The organism is Agromyces capsici, assembly GCF_058349965.1.
In genome coordinates this window covers 917,139-932,903 of sequence record NZ_JBYRET010000002.1, presented here as the reverse complement: position 1 = coordinate 932,903, position 15,765 = coordinate 917,139, and the positions used below count along the sequence as shown (strand labels likewise).

The 15,765-nt window shown below is 72.1% G+C and carries 16 protein-coding genes; 14 read left to right on the top strand and 2 right to left on the bottom strand.

Translation table 11 applies throughout. The features are described from left to right. Positions 1-43 precede the first annotated feature (43 nt). The 12 genes from dnaJ to leuA all read left to right on the top strand — a co-directional run bounded on the left by dnaJ (position 44) and on the right by leuA (position 12,574). On the top strand, positions 44-1,144 hold the full coding sequence (dnaJ, locus tag AC3RKB_RS18090; protein ID WP_491437707.1) for a molecular chaperone DnaJ: 1,101 nt from the start codon (positions 44-46) through the stop codon (positions 1,142-1,144). A gap of 25 nt (positions 1,145-1,169) precedes the next feature. Beyond that, entirely contained in the window at positions 1,170-1,904 is a 735-nt protein-coding gene (locus AC3RKB_RS18085) for a 16S rRNA (uracil(1498)-N(3))-methyltransferase (RefSeq protein ID WP_491437706.1), read from the top strand. Between the two features lie 24 nt (positions 1,905-1,928). After that, on the top strand, positions 1,929-2,285 hold the full coding sequence (locus AC3RKB_RS18080; RefSeq protein ID WP_491437705.1) for a histidine triad nucleotide-binding protein: 357 nt from the start codon (positions 1,929-1,931) through the stop codon (positions 2,283-2,285). Positions 2,286-2,361: 76 nt separating this feature from the next. Continuing rightward, positions 2,362-3,396 carry a PhoH family protein gene (locus tag AC3RKB_RS18075; RefSeq protein ID WP_491437886.1) on the top strand — a complete coding sequence of 345 codons (1,035 nt, stop codon included), beginning with the start codon at positions 2,362-2,364 and terminating at the stop codon, positions 3,394-3,396. Next, positions 3,393-3,854, top strand: coding sequence for an rRNA maturation RNase YbeY (gene ybeY / locus AC3RKB_RS18070; RefSeq protein WP_491437704.1), 462 nt, complete (start codon positions 3,393-3,395; stop codon positions 3,852-3,854). Before AC3RKB_RS18075 ends, ybeY begins: the two co-directional genes overlap by 4 nt. Before the next feature lie 2 nt (positions 3,855-3,856). Continuing rightward, positions 3,857-5,176 (top strand): hemolysin family protein, encoded by a 1,320-nt coding sequence (locus AC3RKB_RS18065; RefSeq protein ID WP_491437703.1) that lies wholly within the window; start codon positions 3,857-3,859, stop codon positions 5,174-5,176. Continuing rightward, positions 5,173-6,066 carry a GTPase Era gene (gene era / locus AC3RKB_RS18060; protein WP_491437701.1) on the top strand — a complete coding sequence of 298 codons (894 nt, stop codon included), beginning with the start codon at positions 5,173-5,175 and terminating at the stop codon, positions 6,064-6,066. Before AC3RKB_RS18065 ends, era begins: the two co-directional genes overlap by 4 nt. Positions 6,067-6,427: 361 nt before the next feature. Further along, positions 6,428-7,633: a sensor histidine kinase gene (locus AC3RKB_RS18055; RefSeq protein ID WP_491437700.1), complete on the top strand. Its 1,206-nt coding sequence runs from the start codon at positions 6,428-6,430 to the stop codon at positions 7,631-7,633. Next, entirely contained in the window at positions 7,630-8,298 is a 669-nt protein-coding gene (locus AC3RKB_RS18050; RefSeq protein WP_491437699.1) for a response regulator, read from the top strand. The genes AC3RKB_RS18055 and AC3RKB_RS18050 overlap by 4 nt, the downstream gene beginning before the upstream one ends. A gap of 91 nt (positions 8,299-8,389) precedes the next feature. Beyond that, positions 8,390-9,151, top strand: a complete 762-nt coding sequence (locus AC3RKB_RS18045) for an ABC transporter ATP-binding protein (RefSeq protein WP_491437697.1) — start codon at positions 8,390-8,392, stop codon at positions 9,149-9,151. Next, complete coding sequence (locus tag AC3RKB_RS18040; protein ID WP_491437696.1) at positions 9,148-10,548, top strand: ABC transporter permease; 1,401 nt, start codon at positions 9,148-9,150, stop codon at positions 10,546-10,548. The genes AC3RKB_RS18045 and AC3RKB_RS18040 overlap by 4 nt, the downstream gene beginning before the upstream one ends. Before the next feature lie 250 nt (positions 10,549-10,798). After that, positions 10,799-12,574, top strand: coding sequence for a 2-isopropylmalate synthase (gene leuA, locus AC3RKB_RS18035; protein ID WP_491437695.1), 1,776 nt, complete (start codon positions 10,799-10,801; stop codon positions 12,572-12,574). Positions 12,575-12,672: 98 nt separating this feature from the next. On the opposite strand, the gene AC3RKB_RS18030 is transcribed toward leuA, so the two are convergent. Both AC3RKB_RS18030 and AC3RKB_RS18025 read right to left on the bottom strand, forming a co-directional pair. Continuing rightward, the gene (locus tag AC3RKB_RS18030) at positions 12,673-13,332 is read right to left on the bottom strand and encodes a trimeric intracellular cation channel family protein (protein WP_491437694.1); all 660 of its coding nucleotides are present in this window, start codon (positions 13,330-13,332) and stop codon (positions 12,673-12,675) included. Next, the gene (locus AC3RKB_RS18025; protein WP_491437693.1) at positions 13,329-14,117 is read right to left on the bottom strand and encodes an SDR family oxidoreductase; all 789 of its coding nucleotides are present in this window, start codon (positions 14,115-14,117) and stop codon (positions 13,329-13,331) included. The genes AC3RKB_RS18030 and AC3RKB_RS18025 overlap by 4 nt, the downstream gene beginning before the upstream one ends. Positions 14,118-14,197: 80 nt before the next feature. Here AC3RKB_RS18025 and recO point away from each other — a divergent pair, with 80 nt between their 5' ends. Together recO and AC3RKB_RS18015 are read left to right on the top strand one after the other, a co-directional pair. Next, positions 14,198-14,935, top strand: coding sequence for a DNA repair protein RecO (gene recO / locus AC3RKB_RS18020; protein WP_491437691.1), 738 nt, complete (start codon positions 14,198-14,200; stop codon positions 14,933-14,935). Then, a complete protein-coding gene (locus AC3RKB_RS18015) occupies positions 14,932-15,744 on the top strand; it encodes an isoprenyl transferase (protein WP_491437690.1) in 813 nt (270 codons plus the stop codon). The genes recO and AC3RKB_RS18015 overlap by 4 nt, the downstream gene beginning before the upstream one ends. The last annotated feature ends 21 nt before the right edge of the window (positions 15,745-15,765 follow it).

Sequence of the window (15,765 nt, the reverse complement as noted above, 5' to 3'; positions counted from 1 at the left end):
GTCGCGGCATCCGCCACCGGCAATCGAAAGGAACCCGCCTGCAGTGGCCGACCACTACGAGGTCCTCGGCGTCTCCCGCGACGCCACCCCCGACGAGATCAAGAAGGCGTACCGCCGCCTCGCCCGCGAGCTCCACCCCGACGTGAACCCGGGCGCCGACGCGTCCGAGCGGTTCAAGCAGGTCACGCACGCGTACGACGTGCTCTCCGACCCCAAGCAGCGCCAGCAGTACGACCTCGGCGGCGGGCAGGGCGGCTTCTCGGGCGCCGGCTTCGGCGGGTTCGGCGACATCTTCGAGACGTTCTTCGGCGCCGGGCAGGCCAGCCGCGGGCCGAGGTCGCGGCGCGAGCGCGGCCAGGACGCGCTGATCCGGCTCGACGTGAGCCTCGACGAGGTCATCTTCGGCACGCATCGCGACCTCGAGGTCGATACGGCGGTGACCTGCGAGACGTGCCACGGCTCGTGCTGCCAGCCCGGCACCTCGCCCGTGACGTGCGACATCTGCGGCGGCACCGGGCACATCCAGCGTTCGGTGCGGTCGCTGCTCGGCAATGTCATGACCTCGAGCCCGTGCGGTTCCTGCCGCGGCTACGGCACGATCATCGCGACGCCGTGCGTCACGTGCCAGGGCCAGGGCCGCGTGCGCGCGCGGCGCACGGTGCCGGTCGACGTGCCCGCCGGGGTCGACACCGGCGTGCGGCTGCAGATGCCGGGCTCGGGCGAGGCCGGCCCCGCCGGCGGGCCGAACGGCGACCTCTACCTCGAGGTCAAGGTGAAGAACCACGAGGTGTTCAGCCGCAACGGCGACGACCTGCTCTGCACACTCGAGGTGCAGATGACCGACGCCGTGCTCGGCACGAACGCGAAGGTCGAGGCCCTCGACGGCGACGTCGACCTCGAGCTCAAGCCCGGGGTGCAGAGCGGCGAGATCCTGACGGTCAAGGACCGCGGCATCACGCACCTTCGCGGCGGCGGGCGCGGCGACCTCAAGGTCGCGGTGCACGTCGTGACGCCGACCAAGCTCAGTCACAAGGAGCGCGAGCTCGTGCAGCAGCTCGCGAAGGCACGCAAGGCGCAGCCGCCGCAGCTCGGGCACTTCCAGCAGGGGCTGTTCGCGCGGCTGCGCGACCGGTTCCTGGGCTGACGGCGACGAGCCGGCGGATGGCGCGATGAGCAGCCTCTACCTCGACGAGACGCTCGACCTCGCCGCGGTCGGCCGCGGCGACGCGGTCGTGCTCGCGGGCGACGAGGCGCGGCACGCGGTCACGGTCGCGCGCGTGCGCGTCGGCGAGCGGATCTCGGTCGGCGACGGCCGCGGCCGGATTCTGACGGGCGCGGTCATCGCGGCCGAGGGGCGCCGACTCGAGCTCGAGGTCGACGACGTGCGCGACGACGCGGAACCGGCACCCCGGCTCACGCTCGTGCAGGCGCTCGCGAAGGGCGACCGCGACGAGCTCGCGGTGCAGGCGGCGACCGAGCTCGGCGTCGACCGCATCGTGCCGTGGGCGGCCGGCAGGTCGGTCTCACGCTGGGAGGGCCCCAAGGCCGAGAAGGGCCGCGCGCGCTGGGCGAGCATCGTCCGCGAGGCCGTGAAGCAGTCCATCCGCGCGCGGATCCCCTCGGTCGAGCCGGTGGCGTCGACGCGCGAGCTGCCGGCGCGGCTCGAGGGCGAGCGGATGCTGCTGCTCGTGCCCGGCGCGGTGACGCCGCTGTCGGCCATCCGCTCCGACGGGCGCGACCTGGCGCTGATCGTCGGACCCGAGGGCGGGATGGATCCGGCCGAGATCGAGCGCCTGCGCGACGCGGGCGGCGAGCCCGTGCGCCTCGGCGACGGGGTGCTGCGCACCTCGACGGCCGGGCCGGCCGCGATCGCCGTGCTCTCGGTCGCGCTCGGGCGGTGGTGAGCCATCCGTCGCTACGATGGAGGGATGAGCGGAACGGCTGAGCCCACGGTCTTCGAGCGCATCGCCGCGGGCGAGATCCCCGCGCGGATGGTCGTCGAGACCGACCGCGTGATCGCGTTCCACGACATCGCGCCGCAGGCGCCCGTGCACGTCATCGTGACGCCGCGCGAGGGCCGCCACCGCGACGTGGTCGAGCTGGCCGCGGCCGATCCCGAACTGCTCGCCGAGCTCGTCTCGGTCGCCAAGCGCATCGCCGACGACCTCACCGACGGCGAGTTCCGGCTCATTTTCAACACCGGTCCCGCCGCCGGCCAGACGGTGTTCCACGTGCACGCCCACCTCCTCGGCGGCGGCCTCAAGGAGGGATCGCTTGCCGGCTGACGACGCGCGCGAGAACCCGCTGCCCGCACCCGACGTGCAGCCCGACGAGGATCGGCTCCACATCGACGGCATCGCAATGGTGCGGCTCCTCGGCCCGCAGGATCGCCTGCTCACGAGCATCGAGCGCGAGTACCCCGGCGTCGACGTGCACGTGCGCGGCAACGAGATCGCCATCCGCGGCGAGCCGGCAGACCGCGTGCGCGTGCGCCGTCTCATCGAGGAGCTCCTCGAGCTCGTCCGCGGCGGCGAGGACCCGACCCCCATCGAAGTGAGGAGCTCCGCCCGAATGCTCGACGCCGATCCGTCCGCCCGTCCGTCCGACACGCTCGGGCAGGTCATCGTCTCCAGCCGCGGCAAGTCGATCCGGCCGAAGACCGAGGGGCAGCGCTCGTACGTCGACGCGATCGACGAGCACACCATCGTGTTCGGCATCGGCCCGGCGGGCACCGGCAAGACCTACCTCGCGATGGCGAAGGCCGTGCAGGCGCTGCAGCGCAAGGAGGTCAACCGCATCATCCTGACGCGCCCGGCCGTCGAGGCGGGGGAGCGGCTCGGGTTCCTCCCCGGCACGCTCACCGAGAAGATCGACCCGTACCTGCGGCCGCTCTACGACGCGCTCAACGAGATGATGGATCCCGAGCTCGTCCCCAAGCTCCTCGCATCCGGCACGGTCGAGGTCGCCCCGCTCGCGTACATGCGCGGAAGAACGCTCAATGACTCGTTCGTGGTGCTCGACGAGGCGCAGAACACGACGCCCGAGCAGATGAAGATGTTCCTGACACGACTCGGGTTCGGCTCGAAGATGGTCGTCACGGGCGACATCACGCAGGTCGACCTGCCGGGCGGATCGTCGGGGCTGCGGCTCGTCACGCGCATCCTCGACGACGTCGACGACATCCACTTCTCCCGGCTCACGAGCGACGACGTCGTGCGCCACTCGCTCGTCGGCCGCATCGTCGACGCCTACACCGAGTACGACCAGCGTCAGCAGGCCGCGCGCTACGAGCGGGAGCAGGCGCGCGAGTTCGCCAATCGCGCCGAGCGACGCAGCGCCGAGCGCCGAACCGCGCCCGGCCCGCGCGACCACCTTCCCAGGAAGAGACAGCCGTGAGCATCGAGATCAACAACGAGTCGGCGATCACGGTCGACGAGGCCGCGCTGCAGCGACTCGCGGTGTACGCGCTCGACGCGATGCACGTGCACCCCGACGCCGAGCTGGCGATCGTGCTCGTCGACGAGGGAGCGATGGAGCAGCTGCACGTCCAGTGGATGGACGAGCCGGGTCCGACCGACGTGCTCAGCTTCCCGATGGACGAGCTCCGCCCGGGCACCGAGGACCAGCCTGCGCCGCCCGGACTCCTCGGCGACGTCGTGCTCTGCCCGCAGGTCGCGGAGTCGCAGGCGAAGACGGCCGGCCACGGGCTGCTCGACGAGCTGCTGCTGCTGACGACGCACGGCATCCTGCACCTGCTCGGCTTCGATCACGCCGAGCCCGATGAGGAGAAGGAGATGTTCGGCATCCAGCGCGACATCCTCGTCGGGTTCTCGATGCAGGAGCGCCGCCGCTGACCATGCTGCCCTGGCTCTTCCTCGCGGCCGCGTTCGTGCTCGTCGCGTTCGGCGGCCTGATGGCCGCGGTCGACGCGGCAATCGGAGTGACCTCGCGGGCCGACATCGTCGACCTGTCGATGGGCGCGCGCGCCGCGCGGTCGCTGCGTGCCATCGCCGACGACACGGGCGCGCACGTGAACGCCGTCAACTTCATGCGCATCCTCGCGGAGACGACCGCGGCGGTGCTGGTGACGCTCGCGTTCACGTTCTTCCTCGACGACGTGTGGCTCGTGCTCCTCGTCTCCGCGCTCGTGATGACCGCCGTGTCGTTCGTGCTCGTGGGCGCGAGCCCGCGCAGCGTGGGCCGCGCGCACCCCGACGCGGTGCTGCGGCTGTCGGCACCGCTCGTGCGGTTCGTCCGCGTGCTGCTCGGCCCGTTCGCGAACGCGCTGGTGTCGCTCGGCAACCGCGTGACGCCGGGCCGGATCCGGTTCGCGGGCGTCTCGAGCGAGGAGCAGCTGCTCAGCATGGTCGACGAGGCCACCGAGCTCGAGGTGCTCGAGCAGGGCGACCGCGAGCTCATCCACTCGATCTTCGAGTTCAACGACACGCTCGTGCGCGAGGTCATGGTGCCGCGCACCGACATGGTGACCATCGAGACGACCGCGCACCTGCCGCAGGCGATGGCGCTGTTCCTCAAGGAGGGCTACTCGCGGATCCCGGTCGTGGACCGCGAGGCCGACGACGTGGTCGGCATCCTGTACCTTCGCGACCTCGCCCGGCTCGGCTTCGAGCGGCCGCTCGACGCGGAGACGCTCACGGTCGGCGAACTCGCCCGGCCCGCGGCGTTCGTGCCCGAGTCGATGAAGGCCGACCGGCTGCTGCGGCAGATGCAGCTCGAGTCGAACCACCTCGCCATGGTGGTCGACGAGTACGGCGGCATCGCCGGGCTGGCCACGATGGAGGACCTCATCGAGGAGCTCGTCGGCGACATCGCCGACGAGTACGACCGCGAGGCGGCACAGGTCGAGCAGCTCGCCGAGGGCCGCTACCGCGTGAACGCGCGTCTGCCAGTCGACGAGCTCGGCGAACTGTTCGGGCTCGACCTCGACGACGAGGACGTCGACTCGGCCGGCGGCCTGCTCGCGAAGGAGCTCGGACACCTGCCGCAGCGCGGCGACCGCGCCTTGGTCAGCGGGCTCGTGCTCGAGGCCGAGCGCACCGAGGGGCGCCGCAAGCGCATCGCCACGATTCTCGTCGAGGCCGACCAGGCCCTCATCGACGTGCGCGCCGCCTTCGCCGGCGACGAGGCCACCGCAGACCAGGGGGAACGGGCATGACCGACTACCGCGCAGGATTCGTCTCGTTCGTCGGGCGCCCGAACGTCGGCAAGTCGACGCTCACCAACGCGCTCGTCGGCGAGAAGGTCGCCATCACGAGCTCGAAGCCGCAGACGACGCGCCGTGCCATCCGGGGCATCGTGCACCGCGAGTACGGCCAGCTGATCGTGGTCGACACGCCGGGCCTGCACCGCCCGCGCACGCTCCTCGGCGAGCGCCTGAACTCGCTCGTGCAGTCCACGCTCGGCGACGTCGACGTGATCGGGTTCTGCGTGCCGGCGAACGAGGCGATCGGCCCCGGCGACCGGTTCATCAACGAGCAGCTCGACCAGTACCCGCGCGCGAAGAAGGTCGCGATCGTGACCAAGACGGATGCCACGGGCAGGGCGAAGGTCGCCGAGCAGCTGCTCGCCGTGTCGCAGCTGCGCGAGTGGGACGCGATCATCCCGGTCTCCGCTCCGAAGGGGGAGCAGCTCGACGTGCTCGTCGACGAGCTGCTGGAGCTCATGCCGCAGTCGGAGCATCCGCTCTACCCCGCCGAGACGACGACCGACGAGGAGACGACCGAGCGCATCGCCGAGTTCGTGCGCGAGGCGGCGCTCGAGGGCGTCTCCGACGAGCTGCCGCACTCGATCGCCGTCACGGTCGACGACATGGTCGAGCGGGAGGACAAGGACCTGCTCGAGATCTACGCCAACCTGTACGTCGAGCGCGACAGCCAGAAGGGCATCATCATCGGCAAGGGCGGGTCGCGCCTGCGCGAGGTCGGCGAGCGCGCCCGCGCGCAGATCGAGCAGCTGCTCGGGCGGAAGGTCTACCTGGCGCTGCACGTCAAGGTCGCGAAGGACTGGCAGCGGGACCCGAAGCAGCTCGGCCGACTGGGGTTCTGACGCCGCCGGTCTCGCGCGGCGCCGGAGACCGTACCCGGCCTCGGCGTCGGCACCTCCGGAATCGCCGCGCGACGACCGTCCTTCTTTCGGTTGCGGTATCCGAGTATCCCGCGGATACCTTTCTCCCTCGTTCGAACAGGAACGCTCGTGCGGTCGATCGGTGGATGACCCGGTTCTCGGCATGGAGGCACCGGCGATCATGCGCGGTCGATCGAGGACGGCTGAGCAGCGAGCGCCTCGCGTGCGTCGAGGCGCCACCGCGCACGAGTTGCGAACGCGAGCGCGGAGTACGGGGTCCACCGAGAGGATGATTCCGCCGACCATACGGCCTGCGGGCCGCCTCACGACGTAGCGTGGGGCGGTGAGCTCCTCATCCCAGCGTGCGACCCTCGTCATCGACGGCGTCTTCGCGGCGGTGTTCTTCGCGGTGTGCGCGCTCTACGCGTTCGTCGGCGGGCCGCCCGACCTGGTGGTCGTCGTGCTGTTCTCCGCCGCGCTCGTGCTGCGGCGCGTCGCGCCAGGTGCGGCGCTCGTGGTCGCCTGGGTCGCGGCGTGCGCGCAGATGCTCATGCTGCGAGACCTGCAGCCGGCGGATGCCGCGGTGTTCGTCATCGTCTACTCGACCTCCGCGTACGGCTCGCGGGCCGTGCGGTGGTGGGGCCTCGGTTCGGCTGGGGCAGGAGCGCTGCTCGCCACCATCTACCTGGGCGTCGTGGTCCCGCTCGCCGGTGGTGCGGGCGCCGCGCCCCCGGCCGACCTCGCCGGGCGGCTCATGTGGGGCGCGGTGCTGTTCGGCGCCGCGCTCGCCGGCCTCGTGCTCGCGTGGACGATCGGGTTGCTGACCCGCACGGTCCGCGACTCGCGGGAGCAGCGCCGGCGGGCCGAACTTGATCGGCGCGAGCGCGAGCACGCCGAGTACCGGGTCGTGGTCGAGCAGGAGCGCACGCGCATCGCCCGCGACATGCACGACGTCGTCGCGCACTCGCTCGCCGTCGTCATCGCGCAGGCCGACGGCGCGCGGTTCGCCGCGCGCACGAGTCCGGAGGCCGCGGTCGAGGCGCTCTCCACGATCGCGGGCGTCGCCCGCGGGGCGCTCGGCGACGTCCGGCTCCTGCTCGGCGAACTGCGACACCGCGAGGGCTCGGCCCCGCAGCCCGAGCTCGACGACCTCGACGACCTCGTCGCGCAGCTGCGCGGAGCCGGCCTCGACGTGCGTCGGACCGACCGCGGCGAGCGCGTGCCGCTCGGCGCCGGGCACCAGATCGCCGTGTACCGCATCGTGCAGGAGGGGCTGACGAACGCGCTCCGGCACGGCGACACGAGCGCGCCGGTCGACCTCGAGCTCGACTGGGACCCGCACGGCGTCGCGGTCCGGGTCGAGAACGCGATCGCGACGACCCCCGATGCATCGCTCGCGGATCGCGGCGAGTCCGCGGTCGGCCCGCGGCACGGCATCCCCGGCATGCGCGAGCGCGCCGAGCTGGCCGGCGGCACGTTCGCCGCGGAGGCGAGCACAGACGGGCGGTTCCGCGTCACGGCGCGCATTCCCGCCGGGGCGGCCTCGTGAGCGCCATCCGCGTCGCGCTGGTCGACGACCAGGCCCTGTTCCGCGCGGGCGTGCGCATGCTCGTCGAATCGCAGCCCGACCTCGAGTTCGCCGGCGATGCGGCCGACGGGCGCGCGGCGATCGCGCTGGCCGAGCGCAGCCGGCCCGACGTGATCCTGATGGACGTGCGGATGCCCCAGCTCGACGGGATCGCCGCGACCGAGCGGATCCTCGCCGACGCCGACCGTGAGGGCCGTGAGCCGCCACGCATCCTCGTGCTCACCACGTTCGACCTCGACGAGAACGCGGCCCGTGCGATCCGCGCCGGCGCGAGCGGATTCGTGCTGAAGGACGCCGACCCCGAGTTCCTCCTCGCTGCGATCCGCACGGTGCACCGCGGGAACGCGGTGATCGCGGCGAACGCGACGCTCGGCCTCATCGCCAGCGCACCGCGGGGGAGCGGGCGAAGGTCCGCGCCGTCGGCGTGGGGCGACCTCACCGCGCGCGAGCGCGAGATCTTCGCGCTGGCCGCGAGGGGCCTCTCGAACGCCGAGATCGCGGCATCCGAGTTCCTCGGCGAGGCGACGGTGAAGACGCACGTGAGCCGCGTGCTCGCCAAGCTCGGCCTGCGCGACCGCGTGCAGCTGGTGGTGTTCGCGTACGAGCACGACCTGACCTCGAGCTGACCCGCGATCGCGCGAGGTCATCCGATCGGATGACACGAGCGCGACCCGCGGCGGACGCGACGACCGGCGGCCCGTTCCTAGCGTCGAGGACATGCAGATCCAACCTTCGGACCTCGGTCTCGTCGCCCGCGTCGCCGGGCTCGGCAAGCAGTACGGCACGGGCGCGGGTGGCGTCACCGCGCTCCAGGACGTCTCGCTCGGCCTGCGCCGCGGCGAGTTCACCGCGATCATGGGCCCATCCGGTTCGGGCAAGTCCACGCTCATGCACATCATGGCCGGCCTCGACACGCCGACGTCTGGCCGCGTGTGGCTCGGCGACACCGACATCACCGAACTCCCCGACAGCGCGCTCACCGTGTTGCGGCGCCGCCGCGTCGGCTTCGTGTTCCAGTCGTTCAACCTCGTGCCCACGCTCGACGTCGAGGGCAACGTGCTGCTGCCGTTCGAGCTCGACGGCCGCCGGCCGAGCCGCGAGGAGCGTGCGCGCATCGACGCGCTCATCGAGCGACTCGGGCTCGGCCCGCGCCTGCGGCACCGCCCGCACGAGCTCTCGGGCGGTCAGCAGCAGCGCGTGGCGATCGCCCGCGCCCTCGCTGCGAGGCCCGACCTCGTCTTCGCCGACGAGCCGACCGGCAACCTCGACTCGCGGACCGGCCGCGAGGTGCTCGCGATCCTCGCCGACGCGAGCCGCGAGCAGGGCCAGTCGATCGCGATGGTCACGCACGACCCGATCGCCGCGAGCCACGCCGACCGCATCCTGTTCCTCGCCGACGGTCGGATCGTGCGCGACGCCGCGCGCACGACGCCGGAGGAGATTGCGACGTACATGCTCGCGATGGAGCGTGCCGCATGATCCGGCGGCTCCTCGCCGAGCACGGCCCGACCCTGCTCGTCGCGACGCTCGCGTCGTCGTTCGGCGTCGCACTGCTGCAGGTCACGGGCTACCTCGGCTCGGCGATCCGCGCCGACGACGTCACCGGCGAGAGCGGCACGGCGGCGCTCATGGTGCAGATCGCGGCGTGGGTGTTCATCGTCATCGCGATCTACGTCAGTGCGATCGTGACCTCGAACACCGTCGCGACCGTCGTCGCGGGTCGCACGCGCCTCATCGCGCTGCTCAGGCTCATCGGGTCGAGCGCACGGGCGCAGCGCGCCACGATCGCGCGCGAGGGGCTCGTCGTCGGCACGATCGGCGCGGTCGCGGGCGTGCTCATCGGCACGGGCACCGCGATGCTCCTCGCCGAGCTCGCGGCGTCCACCGACGTGCTGCCGAGGGTCGAACACCAGTGGGCGGATGTCGCGGTGCTCGCGCCCGCGGTCGTAGCCGCGCTCACCACGTGGCTCGCGGCCTGGGTCGGCTCCCGCCGCGTGCTCGCGGTGCGCCCGGCCGAGGCGCTCGGCAACGCGGCGGAGCTCTCGCAGGGCGAGCTCGCCTCCCGACGCGGACGCACCGCGGCGGCCGGCGTGCTCGCCATCGTCGGGCTGTTCCTGCTGCTCGGCGGCGTCGCGCTCGGCCTCGTGACGCCACTCGGCGTGCTGGTCGGCCTCCTCGGCGGCATCCTGTCGTTCACCGGAATCGTGCTCGGTGCGCACCTCGTCATGCCGCCCGTGCTGCGGCTCGTCGGACGGGCGCTCGGCGCCTCGGCGCCCGCGCGCCTGGCCGCGGAGAACGCGGTACGCCATCCGGAGCGCAGCTCGCGCATGACGATCGGCCTCGTCATCGGCGTCACGCTCGTGACGATGTTCGCCGTCGCCATGGAGTCGTATCGCACGCTGCTGCTCGCGGCGACGGAGGACCGGCCCGAGATGCGCGCCGCGATCGAGCAGATGGTCGCCGCGACCGTCACGGTGTTCAGCATCCTCGTTGGCTTCAGCGCGCTGATCGCCGCGATCGGGCTGGTCAACACGCTCTCGCTCAGCGTGCTGCAGCGCACCCGCGAGCTCGGCCTGCTGCGCGCGCTCGGCTTCGAGCGTCGGCAGCTCCGGGCGATGGTCGTCGCTGAGGCCGCCGCGCTCACGGCCGCCGCCACGGCCGTCGGACTCGTGCTCGGCGTCTTCTACGGCTGGGCGGGCGCGCAGTCGATGCTCGGCAGCGTGCAGGGCGAGCCGCTCGTGATCCTCCCGTCGATCCCGTGGGGCATCGTCGCGGTCCTCGTCGGCGCGGCCGCCGTGCTCGCCGTGGTGGCCTCGCTCGCGCCGGCCCGCCGGGCGACGCGCGTGTCGCCGGTCACGGCGCTCGCGATCGAGTGAGCGCGGGCGGATGACGCGTGGCGGGTGCCGGTCGCTGGGGGGCGGCACCCGCCACGGCCCGTGCCTCGCCGCGGCCCGCGGCATCCGCTCGCCGTCATCGTTGCGCAGGCACCGGATCCCGGTGTTAGCCTTGGTTCGTGCTTCACGGCCTGCTTCTCCTTAGCTGCCGCAGCGAGTCCTAGTTCACAGGCCTCCCTCGCTGCGGAGTTCGTCGTCGGCTGAAACCCCCGAATAGCGAGAAGAGCACCCAATGCAGAACCACCAGAAGCCGTCGTCGATGCCCGTCCACCGGTATCGCCCGTTCCATGAGCAGATCCGGGTCGACCTGCCCGACCGCACGTGGCCGTCCAAGCGCATCGAGGTCGCCCCGCGCTGGTGCGCGGTCGACCTCCGCGACGGCAACCAAGCGCTCATCGACCCGATGAGCCCCGAGCGCAAGCGCATCATGTTCGACCTGCTCGTCAAGATGGGCTACAAGGAGATCGAGGTCGGGTTCCCGAGCGCGAGCCAGACCGACTTCGACTTCGTGCGCAGCCTCATCGACGAGGGCGCGATCCCCGACGACGTGACGATCCAGGTGCTGACCCAGGCCCGCGACCACCTGATCGAGCGCACGTACGAGTCGATCCGCGGCGCGAAGCAGGCCATCGTGCACCTCTACAACTCGACGAGCGTGCTCCAGCGCGAGGTGGTGTTCCGCACCGACAAGCAGGGCATCATCGACATCGCGCTGCACGGCGCCCGCAAGTGCCGCGAGATGGAGGCGACCGTGCCCGGCACGACCGTCTACTACGAGTACTCGCCCGAGAGCTACACGGGTACCGAGCTCGAGTACGCGGTCGACGTCTGCAACCAGGTCATCGAGGTCTTCGAGCCGACGCCCGAGCGCAAGGTGATCATCAACCTGCCCGCGACCGTCGAGATGGCGACGCCGAACGTCTACGCCGATTCGATCGAGTGGATGTCGCGGCACCTCGCACACCGCGAGAACGTCATCCTCTCGCTGCACCCGCACAACGACCGCGGCACCGCGGTCGCGGCCGCCGAGCTCGGCTACATGGCCGGCGCCGACCGGATCGAGGGGTGCCTGTTCGGCAACGGGGAGCGCACCGGCAACGTCGACCTCGTCGCGCTCGGCATCAACCTGTTCACGCAGGGCGTCGACCCGCAGATCGACTTCTCGAACCTCGACGAGGTCAAGCGCACGGCGGAGTACTGCAACCAGCTGCCGGTGCACGAGCGCAGCCCCTGGGCCGGCGACCTGGTCTACACGGCGTTCTCCGGCTCGCACCAGGACGCCATCAAGAAGGGCTTCGAGGCCATGGAGGCGCGCGCCGATGAGCGCGGCGTCTCGGTCGACGACCTGCAGTGGGCCGTGCCCTACCTGCCGGTCGACCCGAAGGACCTGGGCCGGAGCTACGAGGCCGTGATCCGCGTCAACTCGCAGTCGGGCAAGGGCGGCGTCGCCTACCTGCTGAAGACCGACCACGCCCTCGACCTGCCGCGGCGGCTCCAGATCGAGTTCTCGGGCGTCGTGCAGGCCAAGACCGACGCCGAGGGCGGCGAGGTCACGAGCGAGCAGATCTGGTCGATCTTCAACGACGAGTACCTGCCCGCACCCCAGGAGCGCCCCGACGAGAAGTGGGGCCGGTTCGAGCTGCTGTCGCTGCGCACCGAGAGCGACCTCACGGGCGACGTCCGCGTGCGCGTCGGCCTGCGCGACGGTGACGAGCGCGTCGACGCCGATGGGTCGGGCAACGGCCCGGTCGCCGCGTTCCTCTCGGTGCTGGCCGCAGAGGGCGTCGACGTCCGGGTGCTCGACTACAGCGAGCACGCGCTCTCGGCCGGGGGCGACGCCCTTGCCGCGGCATACGTCGAGTGCCAGGTCGACGGTCGCACCCTGTGGGGCGTGGGTATCGACGCCGACATCTCGACCGCGTCGTTGAAAGCCGTCGTGTCGGCGGTCAACCGGGCGCTGCGCGCGGCCCGCGTGCGCGAGGAGGCCCAGGCGCCGGCGCTGGCCTGAGCTGCGAGCTTCCGACGTCCGAACGGGCGGGTGCGACATCCGTCGCCCCGCCCGTTTTCGCGTGCCGGCGGGACGAGTGCCGGCGGGTGCGCTCCGGCTCAGGCGCGGCGCCAGACCCGCCAGCTCGCGATCGCGCGCTGCTCGGGCAGGCTCCAGCCGAAGCGCACCGAGCCGAGGCGGATCACCGTGGTCACGACCACGCACACCGTCGCGGCGACGGTGATGTTCGCACCGAGCGCGACGAGCACGACGATGAGCACGGTGCCGGCGCCTGCGGCCACGGCGTAGAGCGAGCCGACGTGCATGAGCGCGATCGGCAGGTTGAGCGAGACGTCGCGCAGGATCGATCCGCCGACCGCCGAGACCACGCCCACGAACACCGCCGGCACCTCGGGTACGCCGTACGCGAGCGCCTTCGTCGTGCCGATCGCGGCGAACAGCCCGATGGTCACGGCGTCGAGCGCGATGATGAGCGGGTTCAGGCGCGTGAAGAGGCGCAGCAGCGCCATCCCGAGCAGCGCCGCGAGCGTCGCCACGACCAAGTACCAGTTGCTCTTCATGGCCGCCGGCAACTGGTTCAGCAGGAGGTCGCGGAGGAGGCCGCCGCCGAGCCCGACCAGGATGCCGATCAGCGCGACGCCGAGCAGGTCGAGCCGGCGCTCCTTGAGACGGCCGGCGAACATCGCCCCCTGCAGCGCGCCGATCCCGACGGCCGCGAGGTCGACCGGGAGCGGGATCTCGAACGGCGCGAGCGTCATGGCTCGGTTGTCCCACGCGGGTCGCGGGCGTCCGCGGCGGCGGCGCGCGACGCGAGGAACTGCTCGAACGTGATCCGGCCGTACGGCTCGCCGGGCACGAGGTTGGCTCCGGACGAGAACGCGGCGAAGCGGGTGCCGGGGAGTCGGAACTGCAGCGTGGGCCGGCGGGAGCCGCGCGCCGCGAGATAGGTGCGTGCCAGGTCGCGGGCGGTGCGCACCTCGGGGCCGCCGATGTCGGGGGCCATGCCCGCGGCATCCTCATCGAGCAGTTCGAGGAGGCGGCGCGCGACGTCGTCGACCGCGATCGGCTGGAACGAGAAGGCCGGCGCGAGCACGACGGGGGAGAAGCGCTGGATGTCGACCAGGGTCGCGATGAAGTCGTGGAACTGCGTCGCACGCAGCACCGTCCAGCGAAGCCGCGACTCCCGGATGATGCCCTCGGAATTGCGCTTGCCCGCGTAGTACGCGAGCGGGATGCGGTCGATGCCGACGATCGAGGAATACAGGATGCGGGGCCGGCCCGCGCGTTCGGCCGCCTGCACGAGCGTGCGGGTGATCTCGGTGTCGTCGCGGAGGTTGGTCGCGAGGTGCAGCACCGCGCGCACGCCCTCGAGTGCCGCCTCGACGCCCTCGCCGGTCGCGAGGTCGCCGCGCACGGTGCCGGGCGCGCCGCTTCGGCTGAGGATGCGGACGTCGTCGCCCCGGGCGACGAGCGCGCGGACGACCGATCGGCCGAGGGTGCCGGTACCTCCCGTGACGAGGACGGGTGCGGACGCAGTGGTCACCGCACCATTCTGCCGTGTCATCCGCCCGCCCGGCCGCCGCGATCGGACGGCGTGGGGGTGGACGGTGGGAGAATCGACGGGTGCCCGTGTACCGAGATGACGCCGTCGTGCTGCGCACCCACAAGCTGGGCGAGGCCGACCGCATCGTCACGCTGCTCACGCGCCGCCACGGCAAGATCCGGGCGGTCGCGCGCGGCGTCCGGCGCACCGCGTCGAAGTTCGGCTCGCGGCTCGAGCCGTTCATGGTCGCCGACCTGCAGCTCTACGAGGGCCGCACGCTCGACGTGATCACCCAGGCTGAGACGATCGGCGCGTACGGCGCCGAGATCAGCCAGGACTACGCCGCCTACACGGCCGCGAACGCCATGGTCGAGGCCGCCGACCGGCTCACCGAGGCCGAGGGGTCGCTGCAGCAGTACCTGCTCCTCGTGGGTGCGCTCAGGTCGCTCTCGCGGAGCGAGCACGGCCCGGCACTCACGCTCGACTCGTACCTGCTCCGCGCGCTCGCGATCGCCGGCTGGGCGCCGACGTTCGCCGACTGCGCGCGGTGCGGCCGCGAGGGGCCGCACACCGCGGTCGTCGTGCAGCTCGGCGGGGTGGTGTGCAACGAGTGCGCGCCGCCCGGAACGCCGCGGATCGCGCCGTCCACCGTCGACCTGCTCGGCGCGCTGCTCGCCGGCGACTGGGATGTCGCCGAGGCGGCCCCCGAACGCGACCGGGCGCAGGCGAGCGGTATCGTCGCCGCGTACGCCCAGTGGCACCTCGAGCGCGGCCTCCGCTCGCTCTCCCACGTCTCCCGAGAAACGGCCCAGCAGTGACCCCGAAGCCCTACACCCACAAGGATGCGGTGCCCTATCGCCCGATCGACTGGACCGGCCTCTATCCGCCGGCGCTGCCCAAGGGTGCGGTGCCCGAGCACGTCGCGATCGTCATGGACGGCAACGGCCGCTGGGCGAACCGGCAGGGGCTGACGCGCATCGAGGGTCACAAGGCCGGTGAGGCGGCGCTGCTCGACGTGGTGGCGGGCGCGGTGCAGATCGGCGTGAAGCACCTGTCGGTCTACGCGTTCTCGACCGAGAACTGGAAGCGCTCGCCCGACGAGGTGCGCTTCCTCATGGGCTACAACCGCGACGTGCTGCATCGGCGTCGCGACCAGCTCAACGAGTGGGGCGTGCGCATCCGCTGGGCGGGGCGCAGGCCGCGGCTGTGGCGCTCGGTGATCGACGAGCTGCAGTTCGCCGAGAAGCTCACCGCCGGAAACGACACGCTGACGCTCACGATGTGCGTCAACTACGGCGGGCGGAACGAGATCACCGATGCGGTGCGCTCGATCGCCGACGACGTGGCGTCAGGTCGCCTCCGCCCCTCGGCCGTGTCCGAGAGACTCATCCAGAAACGCCTCTACGTGCCCGACCTGCCCGACGTCGACCTGTTCGTGCGCAGCTCGGGCGAGCAGCGCACCTCGAACTTCCTGCTCTGGCAGTCGGCGTACGCCGAGATGGTGTTCCTCGACACGCTGTGGCCCGACTTCGACCGCACCGAGCTGTGGCGCGCGATCGAGCTCTACGCCTCGCGCAACCGCCGCTTCGGCGGCGCGATCGACGCGCCCGACGCGGCGACCGGGTAGGGGCGGCCGAGCGGATGTCGC